20 protein-coding genes and 1 pseudogene are annotated in these 19,471 nt (G+C 37.2%); 16 read left to right on the top strand and 5 right to left on the bottom strand.

The window, feature by feature from the left end; translation table 11 throughout:
- The first annotated feature begins 1 nt into the window (after position 1).
- The 8 genes from ACZ47N_RS02295 to ACZ47N_RS02260 all read left to right on the top strand — a co-directional run bounded on the left by ACZ47N_RS02295 (position 2) and on the right by ACZ47N_RS02260 (position 7,440).
- Positions 2-718 (top strand): M48 family metallopeptidase, encoded by a 717-nt coding sequence (locus ACZ47N_RS02295; RefSeq protein WP_464887529.1) that lies wholly within the window; start codon positions 2-4, stop codon positions 716-718.
- Between the two features lie 21 nt (positions 719-739).
- Positions 740-961 carry a YdbC family protein gene (locus ACZ47N_RS02290; protein WP_464887528.1) on the top strand — a complete coding sequence of 74 codons (222 nt, stop codon included), beginning with the start codon at positions 740-742 and terminating at the stop codon, positions 959-961.
- 37 nt (positions 962-998) lie between these two features.
- On the top strand, positions 999-3,134 hold the full coding sequence (locus ACZ47N_RS02285; protein WP_464887527.1) for a GmrSD restriction endonuclease domain-containing protein: 2,136 nt from the start codon (positions 999-1,001) through the stop codon (positions 3,132-3,134).
- 427 nt (positions 3,135-3,561) lie between these two features.
- Positions 3,562-4,359, top strand: a complete 798-nt coding sequence (locus ACZ47N_RS02280; protein WP_464887526.1) for an SMODS domain-containing nucleotidyltransferase — start codon at positions 3,562-3,564, stop codon at positions 4,357-4,359.
- A 10-nt stretch (positions 4,360-4,369) separates the two neighbouring features.
- Entirely contained in the window at positions 4,370-5,137 is a 768-nt protein-coding gene (locus tag ACZ47N_RS02275) for a hypothetical protein (protein WP_464887525.1), read from the top strand.
- A gap of 146 nt (positions 5,138-5,283) precedes the next feature.
- On the top strand, positions 5,284-6,225 hold the full coding sequence (locus ACZ47N_RS02270; protein ID WP_464887524.1) for a hypothetical protein: 942 nt from the start codon (positions 5,284-5,286) through the stop codon (positions 6,223-6,225).
- A 189-nt stretch (positions 6,226-6,414) separates the two neighbouring features.
- Positions 6,415-6,969, top strand: coding sequence for a super-infection exclusion protein B (locus ACZ47N_RS02265; RefSeq protein WP_464887523.1), 555 nt, complete (start codon positions 6,415-6,417; stop codon positions 6,967-6,969).
- 33 nt (positions 6,970-7,002) lie between these two features.
- Positions 7,003-7,440 carry a plasmid pRiA4b ORF-3 family protein gene (locus ACZ47N_RS02260; protein WP_464887522.1) on the top strand — a complete coding sequence of 146 codons (438 nt, stop codon included), beginning with the start codon at positions 7,003-7,005 and terminating at the stop codon, positions 7,438-7,440.
- Positions 7,441-7,680: 240 nt separating this feature from the next.
- Here ACZ47N_RS02260 and istB read toward each other — a convergent pair.
- Positions 7,681-8,331 (bottom strand): annotated as a pseudogene (istB, locus tag ACZ47N_RS02255) (IS21-like element helper ATPase IstB).
- Between the two features lie 197 nt (positions 8,332-8,528).
- Between istB and ACZ47N_RS02250 the strand changes: the two are divergent.
- Complete coding sequence (locus ACZ47N_RS02250; protein WP_464887521.1) at positions 8,529-8,747, top strand: ATP-binding protein; 219 nt, start codon at positions 8,529-8,531, stop codon at positions 8,745-8,747.
- 414 nt (positions 8,748-9,161) lie between these two features.
- On the opposite strand, the gene istA is transcribed toward ACZ47N_RS02250, so the two are convergent.
- The gene (gene istA / locus ACZ47N_RS02245) at positions 9,162-10,628 is read right to left on the bottom strand and encodes an IS21 family transposase (protein WP_464887520.1); all 1,467 of its coding nucleotides are present in this window, start codon (positions 10,626-10,628) and stop codon (positions 9,162-9,164) included.
- Positions 10,629-11,270: 642 nt separating this feature from the next.
- Here istA and rpsD point away from each other — a divergent pair.
- From rpsD to ACZ47N_RS02230, 3 genes are all read left to right on the top strand, one after another.
- On the top strand, positions 11,271-11,870 hold the full coding sequence (gene rpsD, locus ACZ47N_RS02240; protein ID WP_464887519.1) for a 30S ribosomal protein S4: 600 nt from the start codon (positions 11,271-11,273) through the stop codon (positions 11,868-11,870).
- 150 nt (positions 11,871-12,020) lie between these two features.
- Complete coding sequence (locus ACZ47N_RS02235) at positions 12,021-12,701, top strand: hypothetical protein (protein WP_464887518.1); 681 nt, start codon at positions 12,021-12,023, stop codon at positions 12,699-12,701.
- Between the two features lie 378 nt (positions 12,702-13,079).
- Positions 13,080-13,838, top strand: coding sequence for an alpha/beta fold hydrolase (locus ACZ47N_RS02230; protein WP_464887517.1), 759 nt, complete (start codon positions 13,080-13,082; stop codon positions 13,836-13,838).
- Positions 13,839-13,912: 74 nt separating this feature from the next.
- Here ACZ47N_RS02230 and ACZ47N_RS02225 read toward each other — a convergent pair whose 3' ends face one another.
- Together ACZ47N_RS02225 and ACZ47N_RS02220 are read right to left on the bottom strand one after the other, a co-directional pair.
- Positions 13,913-14,497 (bottom strand): nitroreductase family protein, encoded by a 585-nt coding sequence (locus ACZ47N_RS02225; protein ID WP_464887516.1) that lies wholly within the window; start codon positions 14,495-14,497, stop codon positions 13,913-13,915.
- A gap of 125 nt (positions 14,498-14,622) precedes the next feature.
- Positions 14,623-15,939, bottom strand: coding sequence for an aspartate kinase (locus ACZ47N_RS02220; RefSeq protein WP_464887515.1), 1,317 nt, complete (start codon positions 15,937-15,939; stop codon positions 14,623-14,625).
- Positions 15,940-16,099: 160 nt separating this feature from the next.
- On the opposite strand from ACZ47N_RS02220, the gene ACZ47N_RS02215 reads away from it, so the two are divergent.
- On the top strand, positions 16,100-16,351 hold the full coding sequence (locus tag ACZ47N_RS02215; RefSeq protein WP_464887514.1) for a GIY-YIG nuclease family protein: 252 nt from the start codon (positions 16,100-16,102) through the stop codon (positions 16,349-16,351).
- Positions 16,352-16,398: 47 nt separating this feature from the next.
- On the opposite strand, the gene ACZ47N_RS02210 is transcribed toward ACZ47N_RS02215, so the two are convergent.
- Positions 16,399-16,893: a ferritin gene (locus tag ACZ47N_RS02210; RefSeq protein ID WP_464887513.1), complete on the bottom strand. Its 495-nt coding sequence runs from the start codon at positions 16,891-16,893 to the stop codon at positions 16,399-16,401.
- A 113-nt stretch (positions 16,894-17,006) separates the two neighbouring features.
- Here ACZ47N_RS02210 and ACZ47N_RS02205 point away from each other — a divergent pair, with 113 nt between their 5' ends.
- The 3 genes from ACZ47N_RS02205 to ACZ47N_RS02195 all read left to right on the top strand — a co-directional run bounded on the left by ACZ47N_RS02205 (position 17,007) and on the right by ACZ47N_RS02195 (position 19,444).
- Positions 17,007-17,864 (top strand): Cof-type HAD-IIB family hydrolase, encoded by an 858-nt coding sequence (locus ACZ47N_RS02205; protein ID WP_464887512.1) that lies wholly within the window; start codon positions 17,007-17,009, stop codon positions 17,862-17,864.
- Positions 17,865-18,374: 510 nt separating this feature from the next.
- Complete coding sequence (locus tag ACZ47N_RS02200) at positions 18,375-19,001, top strand: aldehyde ferredoxin oxidoreductase N-terminal domain-containing protein (RefSeq protein ID WP_464887511.1); 627 nt, start codon at positions 18,375-18,377, stop codon at positions 18,999-19,001.
- 71 nt (positions 19,002-19,072) lie between these two features.
- Positions 19,073-19,444 carry a hypothetical protein gene (locus ACZ47N_RS02195; protein WP_464887510.1) on the top strand — a complete coding sequence of 124 codons (372 nt, stop codon included), beginning with the start codon at positions 19,073-19,075 and terminating at the stop codon, positions 19,442-19,444.
- Positions 19,445-19,471 lie beyond the last annotated feature (27 nt).

The following is a 19,471-nucleotide window of genomic DNA, read 5'->3' as shown; positions in this document are numbered from 1 at the left end:
AATGAATAGCATCGTAATCAATGACATAGAAATTGAAGTTATAAAGAAAAATATTAAGAATGTTCATCTCTCTGTTCATCCGCCGGCTGGTAGAGTGCGGCTTGCAGCTCCTGAGAATATGGATGATGAAGCTATAAGACTCTTTGCCATATCCAAGCTTTCATGGATTAAGAAACAACGAAAAGAGTTTGATACGCAGGAACGTCAATCTGTTAGAGAGTTTTTATCAGGAGAAAGCCATTACTTTATGGGAACCCGATATCTACTCAATGTCGTTGAATCCAGTGAAAAACAGCGAGTGGAACTGCGAAATAAGAAGTACATGGACCTTTATGTTAGACCAGGGCATACGAAAGAAAAACGTGAACGGATTGTCAGTCAGTGGTATCGAGAGGAGCTAAAGCGCCTGATACCTGAGTATATAGAGAAATGGGAAGATACAATCGGTGTAACTGTTAATGAATGGGGCGTCAAACTCATGAAAACAAAGTGGGGAACCTGCAATGAACAGGACAAACGGATATGGATCAATCTTGAACTAGGCAAGAAAAATCCAAGATGCTTAGAATACATCATAGTTCATGAAATGGTTCATCTTCTTGAAAGAAACCATAATGACAGGTTTAAAGCGTATATGGATGAGTTTCTTCCAAACTGGAAGAGCATTCGAGATGAGCTTAATGAAATGATTTATGAAAGTAGTCAATGGACGTATTAAACAAGAAAGGACTGAATTTAGATGGCAGAAATAAAATATGAAATTAAAGAAACCATAGGCACTCTATCAGAAAATAATAAGGGCTGGTCAAAGGAACTCAATTTGATCAGTTGGAATGATAGAGAGCCTACATATGACATCAGAGATTGGGCACCAGAACATGAGAAGATGGGCAAGGGTGTAACTTTAAGTACGGAGGAACTCAAAAAACTTAAAGATTTGCTTAACGGATTAGAATTGTAATTATTAGCTTACTAGTTTCAACTAAGGGGGTGTAGGATTGAAAGCCACAGAAGCAAAACTACTGGAATTTATGAAAAAGTCTCCACAGTTTGTGATCCCAATATATCAAAGGACATACTCATGGTCCGAAAGAGAGTGCCGTCAACTTTGGGATGATATTATTAGGACGGGAGAAAATGAAGAAATTAATGCACATTTTGTTGGCTCAATAGTGTATATTGAAAAAGGAATTTATCAAATCACAAGCCAGTCACCTTTGTTGGTGATCGATGGGCAGCAAAGATTGACAACATTATCCTTATTACTTGCTGCGCTTGCTAATAAACTGGAACAGCAGCCACAAGGTGAGCAAGAATTAATTGATGGATTTTCACCAAGAAAACTAAGGAATTATTATCTACTAAATCCGGAAGAGGAAGGGGATAGACATTATAAGTTGATCCTTTCAAAGACCGATAGAGATTCTTTAATTGCTGTTGTTGGTAGTAAAGAAATCCCTAAAAACCATTCCATTAGAATTGTGAAGAATTACCAACATTTTCAGGAGTGGATAGAAGAATATGCTGATGATCTAGAGTTCCTTTGTAAAGGTATTGCAAAGCTTATTGTTGTTGATATCGCCCTTAGTAGGGATCAAGATAACCCTCAATTGATTTTTGAAAGCATGAATTCAACAGGCAAAGAATTAACTCAGGCAGATTTGATTCGTAATTATATTCTGATGGGGTTAGAAATTAAAAAGCAAACGTCTTTATACGAAAATTACTGGCGGCCAATGGAGATGGATTTTGGTCAAGAAGCGTACTCTTCCGATTTTGATGGTTTTATGAGACATTACCTGACAGTAAAAACAGGTAGAATACCACGAATTGGAGAAGTGTATGACGCTTTCAAAGAGTACTCATCTACAATGAAATCTAAAGGAACTGATATAGGGGATATCGTTGAAGACATAAGAAAGTTCTCTAAGTTTTACTGCTCTATGACTTTAAATCAGGAAAATGACAAGGGGCTACGTATCGCTTTTAATGACCTTAAAGAGCTTAAAGTAGATGTTGCATACCCGATGCTATTAGAGGTATACGACAACTATGAATCAGGTGAGATAACAAAGGAAGAGTTTGAAGATATTATTAGACTAGTAGAGGCCTATGTATTCAGGAGGAATATTTGTTCAATCCCAACGAACTCTTTGAATAAGACATTTGCTACTTTTATGAAAACAGTTGATCGAAAAAGCTATGTTGAGAGCGTTAAAGCTCAGTTTATTCTTTTACCATCCTATAGGAGATTTCCTAATGATACTGAATTTATCAAAGAACTCAAAACAAGGGATTTATACAATGTTCCGCGAAGGAGCTACTGGTTAAGGAGACTTGAAAACTTTAATCGTAAAGAGCATGTTGAAGTAGATCAGTATACAATTGAGCATATTATGCCACAAAACCCCAACTTATCAGAACAGTGGAAGCAAGAACTCGGCCCGGAGTGGGAAAGGGTGCATGAGATCTGGTTACATACACTAGGTAACTTAACCTTAACTGGGTATAATTCTGAGTACAGCGATCGATCCTTTATTGAAAAAAGAGATATGGAAAATGGCTTCAGAGATAGTCCCATAAAGATGAATCAGACATTAAGAAATATTGATATTTGGAATGAAGAGGCCATAACTGAAAGAGCTAAGGCTCTGAGTGATATTGCAGTAAAGGTTTGGGAGTCCCCAAAGTTATCGAATGATGTACTGGATAGTTATCGGCCAAGCACTAAAGAGAAAAATGGTTACACAATAGACGATTATCCTTTTTTATCTCCAAAAAGTACCTCATATGTTGAAAAGATGAGGAATTTATTTGACGCGTTAAGAAAAGAGGTCCTTGCAATTGATCCAGTAGTTGTAGAAGAACATCTGAAGTTATACATCGCTTTTAAGGCTGAAACCAACTTTATAGATGTGGTTCCACAAGCTAAAAGACTCAGACTTTCTCTAAATATGCCGTTTTTTGAGATATCCGATCCTCGAGGCATCTGTGAAAATGTTGCAGGTGTTGGTCGCTGGGGAAATGGAGATGTCGAGGTAGGATTTTCACATATTGATGATTTGCCTTATATCATGAGTTTGGTGAGACAATCCTTTGAGAGACAGATGAATAACAGTAATGGTTCTGAATAGTTAATAAAAGACTGATCGATTAGAGTAGATGACACCAATCTGGAAGTTCAGTAATTCATAATTTAAGAACACTGTCATTTCAATGCAGCTAGTATGTCTTAAAATGAGAACTGCCAAAAAGGCAATAGTAGCATGATGGCAAAAGTGTCAGATACCATGTTTTACAACGACTGTTGTCCTATCGCTAACACCTAGAGTCACTTGAGATGCAATCAAGCACTTTAGCTGAGTTATTGTTGCAGGAGAGAGTAGACATCTAATATTAGAAAATAGACATCTGGGACGGGCATGAATTTGGATAAAGGATTGCTCGTTTTTGCTATTATAAAATTTGGGAAGCTGGGTGCCTGATCTTTAGGATTTAAAGTAAATATTAGTTGTTATAAAGTTGTTGCGGAAAGAACCTATAAGTTAAGGGGGGAAAATCATGTCAATTAATTCATATTTAACAGAATTAGCAAGTGATCTTGTTTTGTCATCTGATGAAAAGTCAAGTATAGGAATTTCTATTGATACATTATCAAGAAGATTAGATTTGTACTTTAACAATGGAGAACTACACAAGCATTTTCGGTTTGGGTCTAGTACCAGAGGGACAATTTTACCTAGAAAAGCTGACTCGCGATCGGATATTGATTATATGGTGGTTTTTAAGAATCCTAATAATTATAAGCCTGATACTTTACTTGGATATCTTAGGAAATTTATGGAAACCTATTATTCAACATCAGAAATTTACAGAGATAGCCCAACAATGGTGTTAAATCTGAACCACATAAAATTTGAGTTAGTACCTGCAACTCAAGATTATTTTGGAAACTTATCAATTCCATCAAAATCAAATTTACTTACAGAGTGGATGAGTACCGATCCAACGGGATTTAATAAGAAGCTTACTGACGCAAATACCAGAAATAGCTCAAAATTAAAACCAGTAATTCGTCTTATGAAATATTGGAACCGAGGGAAATTGAAAGGATATTATTCATCATATGCTCTTGAAGAATGGATTGTAGATAAGTACTCATATCTTTCTAAGACTTCAGTTAAAGATTATGTTTATGAAGTTATAGAATCTCTTTCATATAATGGGGATGCCTCTGAAACATTTAAAAGCAATCTAAACTCTTCTAAAGATATTATTAAGAAGTGCAAAGAATATGAAGCAAATGGGATGTCATATTCTGCTTTAAGCGAAATAAAAAAACTCTTTCTAGAAATGTAGAGGTGGTATTATGAGTGAGCGTGTTGATTCCTTAGATAAGTATTATGAACAATTAAACTTTGTTGACCGGGTTAGTAGTGTGCTTTTCTGGTTAAATGCTTCGTTTTCGATATTAATATTTTTTTTGAAAGGCTATCCAGAAGTTAGAACAGTTTTGACATATATCTTCATTATTAATACTGTGTTGTATTTTATAACTGATAATTACCTTAGTATTTATTTGATACCTTCAGTAGAAGGGAAGAGAAGGGTACACCTTATTTCTAAGTCACTTGATGTTCCCTTAGATAATGAAATAACTAATAAATATTACAATAATGATTTAGAGCCATCAATTTTGAAACTAGGAGCTCATATTTTTGAGAATTCTTTATTCTCTAAAGAAGTTACAATAAGAATGTGTTCACAAGAAAGGAAAAAAATAATATTATATGCACTATTATGGGTTGGTGCTCTACTATTAAGAACGGTTAATCTAGAATTCTTAACAATTATATCTCAGACACTATTTGCAACAACTTTGCTAACTAAATGGTTGAAGTTAGAATTTTTGAGAAATAAAAATGAGCAAATATACCAATGTTTATATGATTTATTTTTATTGTATAAAGAAAATAACGATGAAAGATTATCTGCTAAATTCTTAGACTGTTTCGTTTCATATGAAGCTTCAAAAGCATATTCAGGAGTTAAACAATCATCAAAAATCTTCTTCGAAATAAATGATGAATTTACTGAAGAATGGGAGCGAATAAAAGAAAAATTGGATATAAAGTAAATGTAAAATTGAGGCCTACAGATTATAGACAAATAAACCTTCATAGATATCATAACATCAATTCAACCAAAAATAAGGTTAACTAGATCCTTAGATGAGGCCTCTCATACATATCTTGTCTATGCTATTAAATTGGAGGTGATTGTATGAACTTGTGGGAAGCGTATGATAAAATCGATGAATATCTGAATGAAAAATTACTTACAATTCCCCCGTATCCATGCGTTTCAGGAGGTATGGTAAAGAAGTTATTAGATTGTCTAGAAAATCCAGATCCAGCTTGGGGAGGATTGGATGGAGAAATATTAAGGATGGTTATTAACCCTTGGCAACGAGCATATCAAATCGAATATAGATACAAGCCATCAAAAGTATTTGCAGGTTCGATGAGAGTTATTGAAAGTGCTACGTATGATTTAATGATTGGTAACTACGTATGTTCATATATTAGCTTAGTTCCGGTTGTTGAAGCGGTATTAAGAGAATGGACTGCTGAGAAATTTGATGAAATTGAATCATCAAATAAGAATAGTGATTTCAAGATAAAAATCTTTTCAAAAAATCTAGTCAGTTATTTAGAGGAAAAGAATAAGCAAAGAAACACGAACCCTAAGTTTCAACAGTGGGTAAGTAATCAGATTAAATATTTTCAGTTTATGATGGATAAAGTCTTTTATCTTAGGTTTAAAGATTCGGAAGATGGTGTACAGAGAGAGTTTAACAGAAATAGAGTTTTACACCTTTTAGATAATATAGAAGATCCTCGAGTTTTAAGGGATAATAATACAAGAATATTTTTGTTGCTAGATATTATTGCTGAATTATATTTATGCTTTGATGATAATCTTTATGTTAAAAATACTTTTTATGCAGATTGTGAAGATAATACTGATTTTAATTTAAGATGGAAAATTTATCTCAAGAACAAGATGGATGCTATAAATTTTACAGATATGAATATAATACACTTTGCATTTCTAACCAAAGATAAAAAGGTTTGTTTATCTGAGGACAAAAAGAAGAGGCTTATTGAGCAACAAGAACATCTTATAAAGCTTATGGAATCTAGAAATATTAATGGAAAATAAGTATAGCGAGAAGTAAAGAAAGACATTATTAATGGCACATCCAGTAGGAACTTATATGAAGTGGGTTCTATTCTAAGTGAGCTAGAAGTTGTATATCTTAGGATACACGAAGAGTGAGTAAACTAAGAAATGGCTAATCATAGGGAGTCATAGGAATAGTTGTTAAATAGTGTGAAGAGGAAGTGGAAAATGAAAGATTTTATACAATTATTGAAATTACCACCATCGATATTAGCGGCAATCACGCTGGGTACAGGGTTGATTTTATTTCTTCCGTCTAATATTCTTCAAAGATTGGGCCTTGAAAATATACCAGAACTTTGGAGAACCATCCTAGGGCTATCATTTATTATTTCTTCATCTTTACTTGTCATTTATTTTATAATCAAAGTTGTGAAGTCTATTGTATCAACTTATTATAGAATACGATTCAAGAAAATATTTCCTAAAGTAATGAAGAATTTGAGAAGCGAGGAGCTTGCTGTTGTTGCACTACTATATAGGTCACCGAATTACACATCTAGGTTACCATACACGGATGGAGTTACAGTACGCCTTATTAGCAAGAAAGTAATACAGTTCACTTCATCAAATAATCTTGCTTACGGAGATGATTTGCATATACCTTTTACCATCACACCGATTGCGCAAGAGTATATTGATAGGAATCCTGAGTTGATTGAAGGTTACAGCAAGTCAGAATTAGAAAACCTTTACAAACGTTATAATAGTCTATTTTACTAATATGTATGGAGTCGGAAAGGAGGTAAAACCAAAATGAAATCATATATCATTAAAATAGAACTAGAAGAATCAAATCCACTCATTTGGAGAAGGGTCATTATGCCAGTAGGAGCGACGTTTAAAAGGCTTCATGATATTATTCAAAACGTGACGAATTTTCAAAGTGGGTATCCGCATTCAGGATATCACCTCTACGAAATTCAACTGGTAGAGGAAAACAGAATTGTTACTGATGATGAAGAAGCATATCTGGAACATCAACACTATAAGAAGAATAGAAAAATGTATGAAGAGCGGTTAAAGACCATGCCAGAGGATATGCTAGAGTTTGAAAAGCATCACCAGGAAAGACTAAAGATAGAAGTAAGAAAACCAAGTGGCTTAAAGGTAGATGATTACTTGGAGAAGTATCAGGAAATCAGATATACCTATGATTTTGGTGATAACTGGCGCTTCTCCGAATGTCAATGAATTTTTGAGCCATGTGCTGATTAATTTTTGAGCCACTGTGCTATCGAATAAATGAGCCAGTAAGCTTGAATTTTTTCTCTTTTGATCTTTGGCAACCAGAAATAATCAAAAAGTCCGTCGCCGAGGCTGTTAAGATGTGGTCAACGCCAAAGGCGTTTTCCAAGCAGTTGTGGGCTCTGTGGGTAACTCCTGTAAGGGAGTTATCCATAGAATCCATAACTGCGGCATCTTAATGGCCCTTCATCCCTGCTCCATTCGGTAGGAGGGGTTGTTCATGTTAATGATATGGGACCGAAACGTGAGGCGATCGACTAAGGCAGTGATCAGGGTAGGATTTTCAAAAAGTTCGGTCTACCTTGAGAATTCCAGGTTACTGCTGATGATGACACTGCTTTTTTCCGCCCGGTCAGAAATGACCTTGAAGAGAAGTTCGGATTGATGGCGGTTAAAACTCAGATAGGACAGTTCATCAATGATTAGCAGTTCTGTTTTTTGAAGCTGTTTTTCTAGCTTTTGCAGTTCCCGTTGGTCTTTCGCTTCTACTAATTGTGTGGCCAGGTTGGCAGCTGTAAAAAACTTGACCCGAAACCCAGCTTCGCAGGCTTTTAGACCAAGGGCAATGCTCAAGTGGGTTTTGCCGCCGCCTGAACTGCCGATCATAACGATGTTTTGTCGGTTTCGGATGTAATCACAGGAGGCCAGTTCGTGGATAAAGGCATCTTCCACGTGGTGCAGTCGTTTCAGATCCAGTTCATCCAGAGTTTTGAGATAGGAAAATCCGGCTGCTTTGATTCTTCTTTTCTCTTGATTGATCCGGCGGGATTCCAGTTCTTGTTTCATGATGGCCAGGAGAAAATCTTCATACCCCGGCTGGTCTGTTTGGCGGAGCACTTCCTGATACCGGGAAAAACTAGGAATTCGCAATTGCTTGGCATACTGAGTAATATTTTCAAAATGAGCCACATGTGTGACAAAATAGAGCCACCATGTTCGTCATAAGGAGCCACGATGGTCCTGACGAGAGCCACCTGATATATAATGAATCCATGTACAACACTGTACAAATTATGTATCAGGAGGTAGATCAAATGACTAAGTACCGAGAGCTTTTGGAACTCATAGAGGTGCGTCATCAAACGGCTTCCACTGTCTTTTGTACCCCGTTTCCAACAAAAGACTGGCATGGTCGTATTGGTGAACTGACACTTGCTGACGCCATCCTGGATCGAATCGTACATGATTCACACGTCATCTTTATTGATGGGAAAGTATCCATGCGAGAACGGCAAGGGCTTCACGGAGCTTAAGAAGGAAAACATGGTCTTTAAGGCGCGAACAAGGAAGTGCCAAATCGTTAGCGAATCGTCGCGAAGAAAGTCTCTTAGCTAAAACAACAACGCTTTAAAGAAAAGAGGGTCACGGCCCCAAACTACGGGGCCTCTATGCGAGCTGGTCGCCTTGGAAAGGCAAAGCAAAGAATGCTTTGCCGCGACCTCTCGCATTTGGCCTGATAAAGGTAATGGTTTTTGACCATGATTTCTTCTTTTACTATTTCAAAGATCGAATTGATTAATGAAGGATTTACCAATAATGTATTTACTGGATCTCTCCAAATCACAGGATGGCTCTATATGTTGAACACAGTGGCTCTAAATCTTCACACTACTGGCTCGTTTTGATCGCTGTAAACACATACAGTGCGATGACTTCTTTTTTTCCTTTCATTGAGCCACCACCTGGTATTTTCGGTCATAGGCTGACAGATCCACGGGATGAACGGGGATGCCGGTAGGAAGACTTGTAATAGGTTCCATGGGTGGACTTAGCTCACTTCTGACCAGTTCAATAGTGGGTTGAATGCCTGTTGGTAGCCTATCTCGGATGGCCAGTAGGCGGTCAACACCATGATCGACACTCAGTTTTAACAGTTTGACAGTGTCTTTGGCCTCGTTGGGAAAGGTTCTACCCCAATCAAGGAGGGCGATTGCCTCGGACTTGCGAACAGGCTTTGCATGGTATACGGACCGGGGTTTTTGTTCCAGTAGGGGCAGGTAGTGCTCCAACTGGTACAAGACATCTCCCCGCTTGTAACTTCGTTGATGGATAGCGACTTTCTCTGCCTTGTAATAGCAGATAACTTCGTTACCGTAGGCTTTGACGCTGATCTGACGATCGACCAACTTGACAGGAACGGAGTAACGGTTTCGATCAAACTGAACAGTGCTGTCATCATAGACCCTTGCGCTGGCTGTTCGACTGGTGTCAAAGGTGTAGGCCGGTAATTTGTGTAGGGCGTGGCAATCCGCTGTTGATTGTTCTCCCACGGTTTGGTTTCGGCCTTGTATTTGGTGTTGTCGGTATTCCAGGCAGCCGGTTCTAAAAAGCTGGTTAAGTTCATCGATACTGTCTACTCGTGGGATCGGAACCATCAGGTTACGGCGAAACCAGCCCACCAGGTTTTCCACCAAGGATTTTTCGTTGCCGCTGTTAATATTGGTAAAATGCATCTCAAAGGCGTAATGGGCACCGAGTGCTTGGTAGGTAGCTTGTGGTTTAGCATGAAATCCGAAGCCTTCTTTTACCGCAACCCGGGCGTTGTCGAAGATGACTTTACTGGGAACGCCGTTAAAGTGGGTGAAGGCATCTACGTGGCCTTCTAAAAAAGATTCCTGGTTCTGCCGATGAAAGGCTTTCACATAGATGTCCGCACTGTAACATAATCGGTAACAGAACAGTTGGATTTTGGTTTTGACGCCTTTCAGATAGATGGTAGCTTCACCCCAATCCACCTGGGCGGCTTCACCGGGATCGAATTCCAGGGGCATAAAGGCTTCTTTATACTTGGGCCTCATTTCCTTGACCATATTGCGAATGGTGGACTCGCCACCAGTGTATCCTTTTTCTTTCTTCAGGCGGTGATAAATCCTTCTCGCGGTATGGCGCTGTTTTTTCAGGCCTTCTGTCTGGTCTTGTTTCAGGCAGTTCTGAATGAACTCTCTGACTTCTTCTGTTACAACAGTGGCTGCTCGTTCATAGGGTTTTCTCTCCCAGGGTACATGGTCGCCTTCACAGTATTTTTTTACCGTGTTTCTTGATATACCCAGCCTGCGGGCTATTTCACGTTGACCGATGCCTTCCTGGGTATGAATATGCCGGATTCGGCCATAAATGTCCACGTCCACGATCACACCTTTCACACTCCTGTCAATTGAATTATTTCTCTCAATTGTATCGGAGTTTGGGTTTGGTGGCTCACTTTTTCGTCAGCATTTTTGTTGTTAAAATTCGCAGAGTGGCTCACTTTTTCATCAGCACAAGAGCTGTTTTTGGCTCACTTTTAGATTAGCATACGCAACCAAGTAGGTGGAGCTGCATTTCCATGTAATAATCAAAGTGTGTGTGGCAATCGTTTTTTAATAAAAATGGCAAAACTTTTTGATAGTACAATCCGAAGTTTCGCTTTACTTTAATAATGCGTTTTCTTTTCTGAAACTAAGCCCATAAAAGAAAAATAAATGTGCATAATCAATGACACAGTCAATGATGGCAGCAGTCAGTTTTTCATCGAATAAGAAATTTTTCAGTGGCTACACTCCAGGTTGGTTGTAATGATCAAGTTATTTTGCTGATAACACATACTCATAATTTCTAAAAGTAATCCTGCTCCCTCTTGATGGAGTGGTATACCCCCATTCGGCGTAACTTAAATAATTTTATTGTGTTTCTTGACAAATAAAAAATCTTCTGATACCATTTAATCGAAAATGATTATCAATTTCAAGAATAAGGCATAAATTATCGCGGCAAATTTATGTGATGGAGATGATTTTTTGGCAAGAATGAGAGACCCAAGAATAAAAAAATGTAGAAGATTAGGATTAAATGTTGTTGGACTTCCAAAAGCAATGAAAAGAGCTAATAATGGACAAGCGAGGAATAATAGAAAGCTATCCACCTATGGAACTCATCTTTTGGAAAAGCAGAGGTTGCGAGCTTATTATGAAGTGATGGAAAAACAATTTAAGATTTATGTGAAGGCAGCTATGAAAGATAGTGGAACCACTGGAGACTCTTTAATTAAACGATTAGAGTGTCGATTAGATAATTTAGTATATAGGATCGGATTTGGAAGTACGATTAGGCAGGCAAGACAATTGGTTGTTCATGGACATATATGTGTGAACGGACAAAAGATAGATAGGCCTTCTTTTGCTGTCTCAGTAGGCGATAAAATATCACTTAAAGAAAAGTCTTGCAAAAATGATATGTTTCAAGAAAACTTTCTTAAAAATCCAGCGTCGTTATATCCCTACCTTACAAAAGATGAAACTAACTATTCGGGTGAGCTGATAAAATTGCCTGAGCGCCATGAAGTGCCAATAGAGATAAACGATCAGTTAGTTGTTGAATTTTATTCAAAAATAGTGTAACAAATTCTTGTAGTCGTAATTTTTTTCTAAATCCTCATTAACTATTTCGGATTACTTATGGTGAAAATAATCTGAAATAGTTCTTTTTTTAGTGGTAGCTAAACAATCTATGGATTAATCTGGTAGACAACCAAAGTTAGGAGAAATCTTATGAAGAGAGGACATGTAAAAGATAATTTTCATTTCTGGGAAGATCAAATAAAAAAAACGGATCGTCTTTTAATTGGAGGAAATGATGAGAGAAGAATAACTTCAGAAACGATCATGATGTACATAGAAATTATCGATAGGCAAAAAAATATCTTAAGATCAGGATGGAGCAGCTATGAAGACATAGATACAGCCCATGGATTTTTGCAATATGTGTTTATACCAACAGCTTATTATACATGGGTAGAAAGGAAAAGTGAAGGATTGTGGATTCCTTTATCACCATTTGATGTTCTAAAGCATGAGGTGCTGAAGGCAGTAGATGGGGTAGAAGAGAGGGTATTGGTAGACGCTGAAAAGATGGAAAAAAAATATGGTTTGTTAAGTAATATGTGGGGGATAGGGCAGAAGGAAAAGCTGATGAAATTGAAAATTTTTTGTGATGATTTTAATAAAATATGGAATAGAGAACCAGATCAAAAAATATATATACGAATTTTCCAGAAACCTGCAGAGATATATCAGCATATCTGTGAAGGTGAATTCCAAGAAGTGATTGAAGAAGAAATATCTATGCCTTTGGAAGACTTGAAGTTTATTTGTGATCAAGCTTACGAGCAGCCATTGATTAATAGGAATATGATCAAAATGTTAAATAATATAATTCCTCTATGGTTTTAATACTCAAAAAAGAGTTGTATGTAATCAGCCTAAATCACAAACACACCCGTTAATTATGATGAAAGAACAAGTTTTCTTACTGATAAGAGGAGGATGGTTGATTTTTTGTCATTAGTAAATTAGGATGTTGGAAATAGAGAATAAGGGAGTCCATCATGTATTAAGGAAAGTTCCATGGCTTTTTTGAAAGGTAGAATTTTGTTTCAATCAATAGCTTTTTGGTAGGAAGATCTATCCTTGGGTATAAAGCCTAAAAAAGAAAGGGAATAATCTGAAAAATTAACAATCCTGACTGTCAAGGTCCTTACTAAAAGGAGATGTGTAGCTGAGGTTTATGTGTAGGTGGGTTGGAAGGTCTAATAGGAAGGAAGATGCAAGATGAAACTTTGTGTTCAGGGATCGGGAAGACCAGCGGTACTGTTGCACCAAATAGGGTCATCTTATGGAATATGGAAGTATCAGGTTGACGAATTAAAGGAAAAATACCAGTTGATTTTGGTGGATTATTATGGACATGGAACATGTACGGACGTGCCAGATCATATTAGTATTGAAAAAACAGCGGAAGATTTAAATAAGAAGCTGGAAGAAATGAAGATTGAAAATGCGGTTTTAGTAGGGCATGGCCTTGGTGGTATGATTGCTACAGAACTAGCCTTTTATAATCGCAGTAAGGTAGTTCGTCTTATCCTCATGGATATGTTTCCTAGACGGAAATCATTTAAACTAATTAGACAGCTTGATTTGGAACAGTTGAAAAGAAATAGAACAGTTGTTATTCAAGCCCATTATAAGCATTTAATTGAAGATGAGGATTTAAGAGATGTCGTCGTAAAAGAGGCATTGATGACCGATGAAACAGCTTATTATGAGTATATGAAAGAATTGTTGGAAGCGGATTACACTAATAAGCTCAATCGATTACATGCGCCAATTCATTGTTTTTATTCCTCTATTGCAGGAAAGAATAGGCAAGAAATCAAAAATATGAGGGAAAAAGCAGGGATCAAAAGCATAAAGGAAGAAAGACTCTATTATTATCCTAATAGCAGTCATTTCATGATGCTAGATCATCAAAAGGAATTTACGAAAGATTTGGACGAGATACTAAATCTAGAAAAAACAGATAGCTACTAATGCATATAATCAAGAAAGAACCCAGACTTGGTGGGTTCTTTCTAATCTGTAAGAAAATAAAATGAAAAGGTTCTCTATTTTTGTCCGAAAGTGTTCCAATGAAGAACTTCATTTAAAGGTCGCTTTTCTGCCACAAAAGACTCATCACTATACCCTAAAGAGACAATGGATATTAATTCAAGCTCTTTAGGAGCGTTTACAACCTCCTTGAGTTTTAAAGATAAATCATCATAAAGTGGTAAAATTTGGCAAGGTTCTCCTTCGCACATGGGAATATCATCATTTTCGTAGAAAGGTCCTTTGCATCCTCCGATCCAACAACTCTTCAATCCGTGAATTTTGGCAGCTACGATAAGGTTTTGAGTGGCTGCAGAACCATCTTCTACAAAGTACTCTGTATGGGTATTGCACAGTACGATTATACAAGCTGGTGAATCTTTAAGAAACTTACCATTTACATGAATCTCTCCAAGTGCCTGCAAAATAGATCTGTCTGTCACTACGATGAACTCCCAAGGCTGGATGTTTCGTGCTGTGGGAGCCATTCGGGCGGCATCTACGATATCCATTAGTATTTCTTTATTAATGGGATCGCTTTTGTAAGAACGAATACTCCGAATATCTTTCATAAAAGCAGTTTTTTCGGATTGAAAAGACATAGTAACCCTCCATTTCTTATAGATACAAGCTTTGATAGTTGAATGTGAATATTCTTAATTATGAATAGGATACCCATTTTACACAGGCTTCAAAACAAAAATATTGATGTTTGTTTTTAGCGATGTTATTCAATAAAAGCGTGATAAATGGAAGTGACGGCTTTTTCGAAATCTTTGTTTTCTACTCCAACAATAATATTAATTTCGCTAGATCCTTGATCAATCATTCGTACATTGACATCTGCTTCATATAAAGCCGTAAAAAGTCTGGAAGAAATGCCTGGCGTGTAAGCCATTCCGTGACCAACCGTAGCAACTAGAGCCATATTAGGATGCACTTCAACTAGGTCAGGTTTACAGTGAACATGGATATCTTGAATTAAAGCATCTAATTTACCACAGAGTTCATCGCTTTTAATAATCAAAGATAAACTATCGATGCCGGAAGGTGTGTGTTCAAAACGCACTTGGTGATTCTCTAAAATAGAAAGGAGTTTTCGGACAAAACTAATATCATTTTTCATTAAGTTCTTCTCAATAGCTAAGACGGTAAAATCTTTTCGGCCTGCAATTCCAGTGATAGATCCTGGTGGATCAATAGGATCTCGGTAGCTCACAATCATCGTTCCAGGATTTTCTGGTTCGTTGGTGTTTTTTACATTAATTGGGATGCCAGCTTCTAAAACTGGAAATATAGTTTCTTCATGCAATACTTGTGCTCCCATATAAGATAACTCTCGGAGTTCCCGATAGGTGATGGTTTTAATAGGTTGACAGCCAGGTACGATTCTAGGATCTGTGACTAAAAAACCAGATACGTCTGTCCAGTTCTCATAAATGGTAGCGTTGCTTATTTTTGCAATAATAGCACCAGAAATATCTGATCCACCTCTTGGAAATATTTTAATGGCACCATCTGGAAGACTACCATAAAAGCCGGGAATGATATATGTGTGTTCATCCAATACATAAGACTCCATTTTTTCTTGTGTTGATGCTAGGTCGATGGTTTCATCTGGGTGGAACTTTATAACATCAGCGGCATCCAGAAATTTGCAATCCAAATAAGCTGCCAGTAAAAGTGCATTTAGGTATTCGCCTCTGCTTGCCACGTAATCTAAGGAAGCACCTGAGGAAATTTGGTCTTGTATATCTTGAAGGATGGCGTTCAGATCTATGGAGATGGATAGATCTTTTGCGATCTGAATATATCGATCTGAAATGACCTTGAAAATTTCTGTAAAAGGAACCCGGTGAGAGACCTGGGCGTGGCATAAATAAAGTAAATCTGTAATTTTAATATCTTCATGATGCCTTTTGCCTGGGGCAGAAGGGACGATGAATTTTCGATTTGGGTCTTGAGCGATTATTTGTTTCACTTTTTGAAATTGGTTGGCATCGCATAAGGAACTCCCACCAAATTTTGCTACTTTTATATTCATAGAAACGACACTCCCTACTTTTATGATACAAGCATTATAATTCAAATTTTCAGAAATAGTCAATGGTTTATTCATATTTGGAACAGATGGATTGATCCAAGAAAACGACTCTGGTATACTAAGGGTACATAATGCTAAAAATAAGGGATAGGAGAAAGATATGGTTTGGGTGTATATGTTAAAGTGTAGGGATAACTCTTACTATACTGGGTGGACGAATGCTCTGGAGAAGAGAATTAAAATGCATGCGAGAGGTAAAGGGTCTCGTTATACGAGAAGTAGACTTCCGATTCGATTGGTATATTGTGAACAGTTGACGAATAAAAATGAAGCATTAAGGCGAGAGTATTTTATTAAACAATTAAGCAGGATACATAAGCATCAATTGATCAATAAAGATACCGCAGGCTAAGCCTGCGGTATCTTAAAATATAAAATCGATAGTTAATGTAGAAATGCTTATTCGGGTTGTCTGGCTCCCATTTCTTTATCAAGAAGGTAAAGGATATGCCCCTTAGCACCAACTCGCTTGATTTTAGCCAGTAGTTCTTGGAAGGTTGCTTCTTCTTCTACCTGCTCGTCAACGAACCAGTTCAAAAAAGAAACAGCTGGATAATTTTTTTCTTCGATGGCAATTTCCATTAGGGAATGGATTTTCTTTGTGACAAACTGTTCATGTGCAAGGGCATCTTCGATAACGGATTCTACAGATTCAAAGTCGCCTTTTGGTTCATCCATGGCTTGGATGCGAACTCGTCCATTCACCTCATCGATAAAATCAAAAAACTTCATGGCATGCATTTGTTCTTCCTGTGCTTGGATTCGAAAAAATTGTGCAAAGCCAGGGAGATCTGAATCCATAAAGTAGGCAGACATGGCAAGGTAATAATTAGCTGAAAACATTTCGTGTTTAACCTGATCGTTCATTTCTTTTAAAAGTTTTTCTGAAAGCATTCAAATTCCTCCTATTGGGATACTGATGATCCTATTAAAATAATACTCTATTTATATATACGCAAATACCAAGAAATTAAACAAGTTTATTTGAATAAAAGGAGTGCATTGCATTGAGATATAGACTGTTGGCTACGGATATGGATGGAACATTACTGGATGATGGGAAGAATCTGTCGGAAAAAAATGTTCGTGCATTGCAAAAAGCATATAAAATGGGAGTGGAGGTTGCTTTGTGTACGGGCAGACCATTTCATAATGTGGAACCATACTTAAAACAAATTGGAATGAAGTGCTGGTTGATTACAAATAATGGCGCCGTGATTCGAACACCAGATCAAGAAATAGTAAAAACTCAGTACATTGATGAAAGATCCTTGAGTCAGGTGTTGAAAATTCTTGCTGAAAAACCCTCTTTGTACTTTCATGGATCTGATGAAGGGTGTACCTATGTTAAAAGTAGATGGAGCCACTTTGAAAAGGCATATCGTTTTGAAAGGAAAAGTAAAAAGAGTGCCTTAAGTTCATTGGGACGTGCACTGAATTCAGCTTGGTTTACATCGACTTACCAATTGGTTGAGTTTAAAACCTTTATAGAGCGGGGATATCGCATGACAAATTTAATTGTTATTTCTGCTGATCATTCTTTGCTAGAGGCAAAGAAAAAACAAATAAAAAAATTGCCTGGTCTATTTGTAACCCGGTCTGGTGAAGACAATATAGAAATTTTAGACAAAAGTGCAACCAAAGGAAATGCTTTGAAAGTTTTAGCGGATCATCTTGATATATTGCCAGAAACCATTGTTGCCATAGGAGATCATGATAATGATCTTACGATGATTGAGTATGCGGGCGTGGGTATAGCAGTGGAAAATGCAACACCATTGCTTAAAAAAAATGCAGACTTGGTAGTCTGCGAGAACAATCAAGATGCATTGTCCTGTGCTTTCGATAGGTTGTTTCATCCATAAATCAATTTGAAAGCAAAAGTAGTCGAAGGATGAAGGGGAGCATGGTGATGGCAATCACCAGAATGGTTGCAATCCATATAAAGCGTTGGGTGCTTTTTTTCATAGAATCGCGATCCATCCGATAATGAGCCCAGAAAATCATTCCAATAGCGAAAAGCTGAAAGTAAGTTTGAAATGGAGCTAAAGCTGAAGCGAAGGAAAGACTGAGGCCGCCCAGACCGAGCGACACAAATAATATAGGCATCACTCAGCAAAAAGCCGATAGTCCAGCTCCACCAATGGCTCCAATGCTCATAAGTTTTGACTTAATTTCTTTCATAGGGATCATGCCTTTCTATAGATAGGATTGTGTTCTTAGAGAGTACTTTAACTATCTTACCCAAAACAAGTAATAATAAAATAAAACTCGTGATTTGGATCAAATATTCAGATATAATGAAAAACACAGAAGATATCGACAGGTTTCCGAAGGTAGTGAAAAACCGTTAAATATGTGGGAGGATTAAAAGAATGGAGTCTAATCCGAAAGTAAACGTACTCGATATTAATTTAAGCAATGAAATCATTGAAGAACGTGAGTTGCCGCAGGAAATAGTAAAGCTATATTCGGATGGAGCTTCTTTTGGCTTATACTTATTGCTTCAGGAAATGGACCAGAATGCAGACCCGTTGTCTCCATCTAATGCCCTTATTTTTACCTATGCGGCAAGTATAGATTTAAAAAAAGCAGAGAATGATCTGATAATTACCACGAAGAGTCCCTTAAACAATTCCATTGGAGATAGTAAAGTGATTAGTGCTTTGCCAAATCTTTTGAAGGAAAGAGAAATTCATGCTATTGTTTTCAGAGGAAAAGCGAAAACACCTGTTTATCTGCATATAGGCAGGGACCATCTTTCCATAAGAAGCGCAAAGGGTGTATGGGGAAAAGTGTCTGATGAAGCAGCAAGAATCCTTAAAAAAGAGTCTGATGAAGAGAATGTAGAAATTGTTCAGATTGGGCCTGCTGGAGAAAACATGGTAAAATATTCTTGTATTATTTCGATGACGAATAGAGCCAATGGGAGAAGTGGTACCGGTGCCGTCATGGGATCCAAGAATTTAAAAGCGATTGTGATGAACCGTTCAATAGAATAGCTAAAGAATAGGTTCGAAGGCGGAAGACACGTATATGCAAAGCAGTGAAATGAAGAAAGGGTGTTTAGCCGATGCTTCAAAAACCAGCAAAGGATCGAAGAAACAGGCGTAAAGGACAGGATGTAGGGCTCAAGCTAATTCAATGGATTGGGTTGATATCATGGATTTTAATGGTTCCGCTATTAGTATTAATGGATAGAGCACAGCCGCAATTTGAAACCTTCTTTGATCGTTACTTTGATATTCAAGTTAAAGCTGGGTGGGATTACGAAGTACTGCGGTATGCATTCTATTTAATGCTTTTATTAATGTTTTTATCTGGAACAGGTCTATTGATCAATAAAACTCGAAACAAGCGTAAAGAAGATTCCTATCGGATGAATTTAATAATTATGTTTATCTTTTCCATTTCTGGAATTATTTATTACTTGAGTCGCGTATGATGAACAGGTAGAAAGGCCGTGTGGAGA

The organism is Tindallia texcoconensis, assembly GCF_055383815.1.
This window is presented reverse-complemented; position numbering and strand designations above follow the sequence as displayed.

Excerpts from the sequence above, each read along its gene's own strand:
- ACZ47N_RS02290 (WP_464887528.1), top strand. The coding sequence starts at position 740 with ATGGCAGAAATAAAATATGAAATTAAAGAAACCATAGGCACTCTATCA.
- ACZ47N_RS02275 (WP_464887525.1), top strand. The coding sequence starts at position 4,370 with ATGAGTGAGCGTGTTGATTCCTTAGATAAGTATTATGAACAATTAAAC.
- ACZ47N_RS02215 (WP_464887514.1), top strand. The coding sequence starts at position 16,100 with ATGGTTTGGGTGTATATGTTAAAGTGTAGGGATAACTCTTACTATACT.
- ACZ47N_RS02220 (WP_464887515.1), bottom strand. The coding sequence starts at position 15,939 with ATGAATATAAAAGTAGCAAAATTTGGTGGGAGTTCCTTATGCGATGCC.
- ACZ47N_RS02260 (WP_464887522.1), top strand. The coding sequence starts at position 7,003 with ATGAAATCATATATCATTAAAATAGAACTAGAAGAATCAAATCCACTC.
- ACZ47N_RS02250 (WP_464887521.1), top strand. The coding sequence starts at position 8,529 with ATGACTAAGTACCGAGAGCTTTTGGAACTCATAGAGGTGCGTCATCAA.
- ACZ47N_RS02270 (WP_464887524.1), top strand. The coding sequence starts at position 5,284 with ATGAACTTGTGGGAAGCGTATGATAAAATCGATGAATATCTGAATGAA.
- ACZ47N_RS02200 (WP_464887511.1), top strand. The coding sequence starts at position 18,375 with ATGGAGTCTAATCCGAAAGTAAACGTACTCGATATTAATTTAAGCAAT.
- ACZ47N_RS02210 (WP_464887513.1), bottom strand. The coding sequence starts at position 16,893 with ATGCTTTCAGAAAAACTTTTAAAAGAAATGAACGATCAGGTTAAACAC.
- ACZ47N_RS02225 (WP_464887516.1), bottom strand. The coding sequence starts at position 14,497 with ATGTCTTTTCAATCCGAAAAAACTGCTTTTATGAAAGATATTCGGAGT.
- ACZ47N_RS02295 (WP_464887529.1), top strand. The coding sequence starts at position 2 with ATGAATAGCATCGTAATCAATGACATAGAAATTGAAGTTATAAAGAAA.
- ACZ47N_RS02195 (WP_464887510.1), top strand. The coding sequence starts at position 19,073 with ATGCTTCAAAAACCAGCAAAGGATCGAAGAAACAGGCGTAAAGGACAG.
- ACZ47N_RS02265 (WP_464887523.1), top strand. The coding sequence starts at position 6,415 with ATGAAAGATTTTATACAATTATTGAAATTACCACCATCGATATTAGCG.
- ACZ47N_RS02280 (WP_464887526.1), top strand. The coding sequence starts at position 3,562 with ATGTCAATTAATTCATATTTAACAGAATTAGCAAGTGATCTTGTTTTG.
- ACZ47N_RS02230 (WP_464887517.1), top strand. The coding sequence starts at position 13,080 with ATGAAACTTTGTGTTCAGGGATCGGGAAGACCAGCGGTACTGTTGCAC.
- ACZ47N_RS02235 (WP_464887518.1), top strand. The coding sequence starts at position 12,021 with ATGAAGAGAGGACATGTAAAAGATAATTTTCATTTCTGGGAAGATCAA.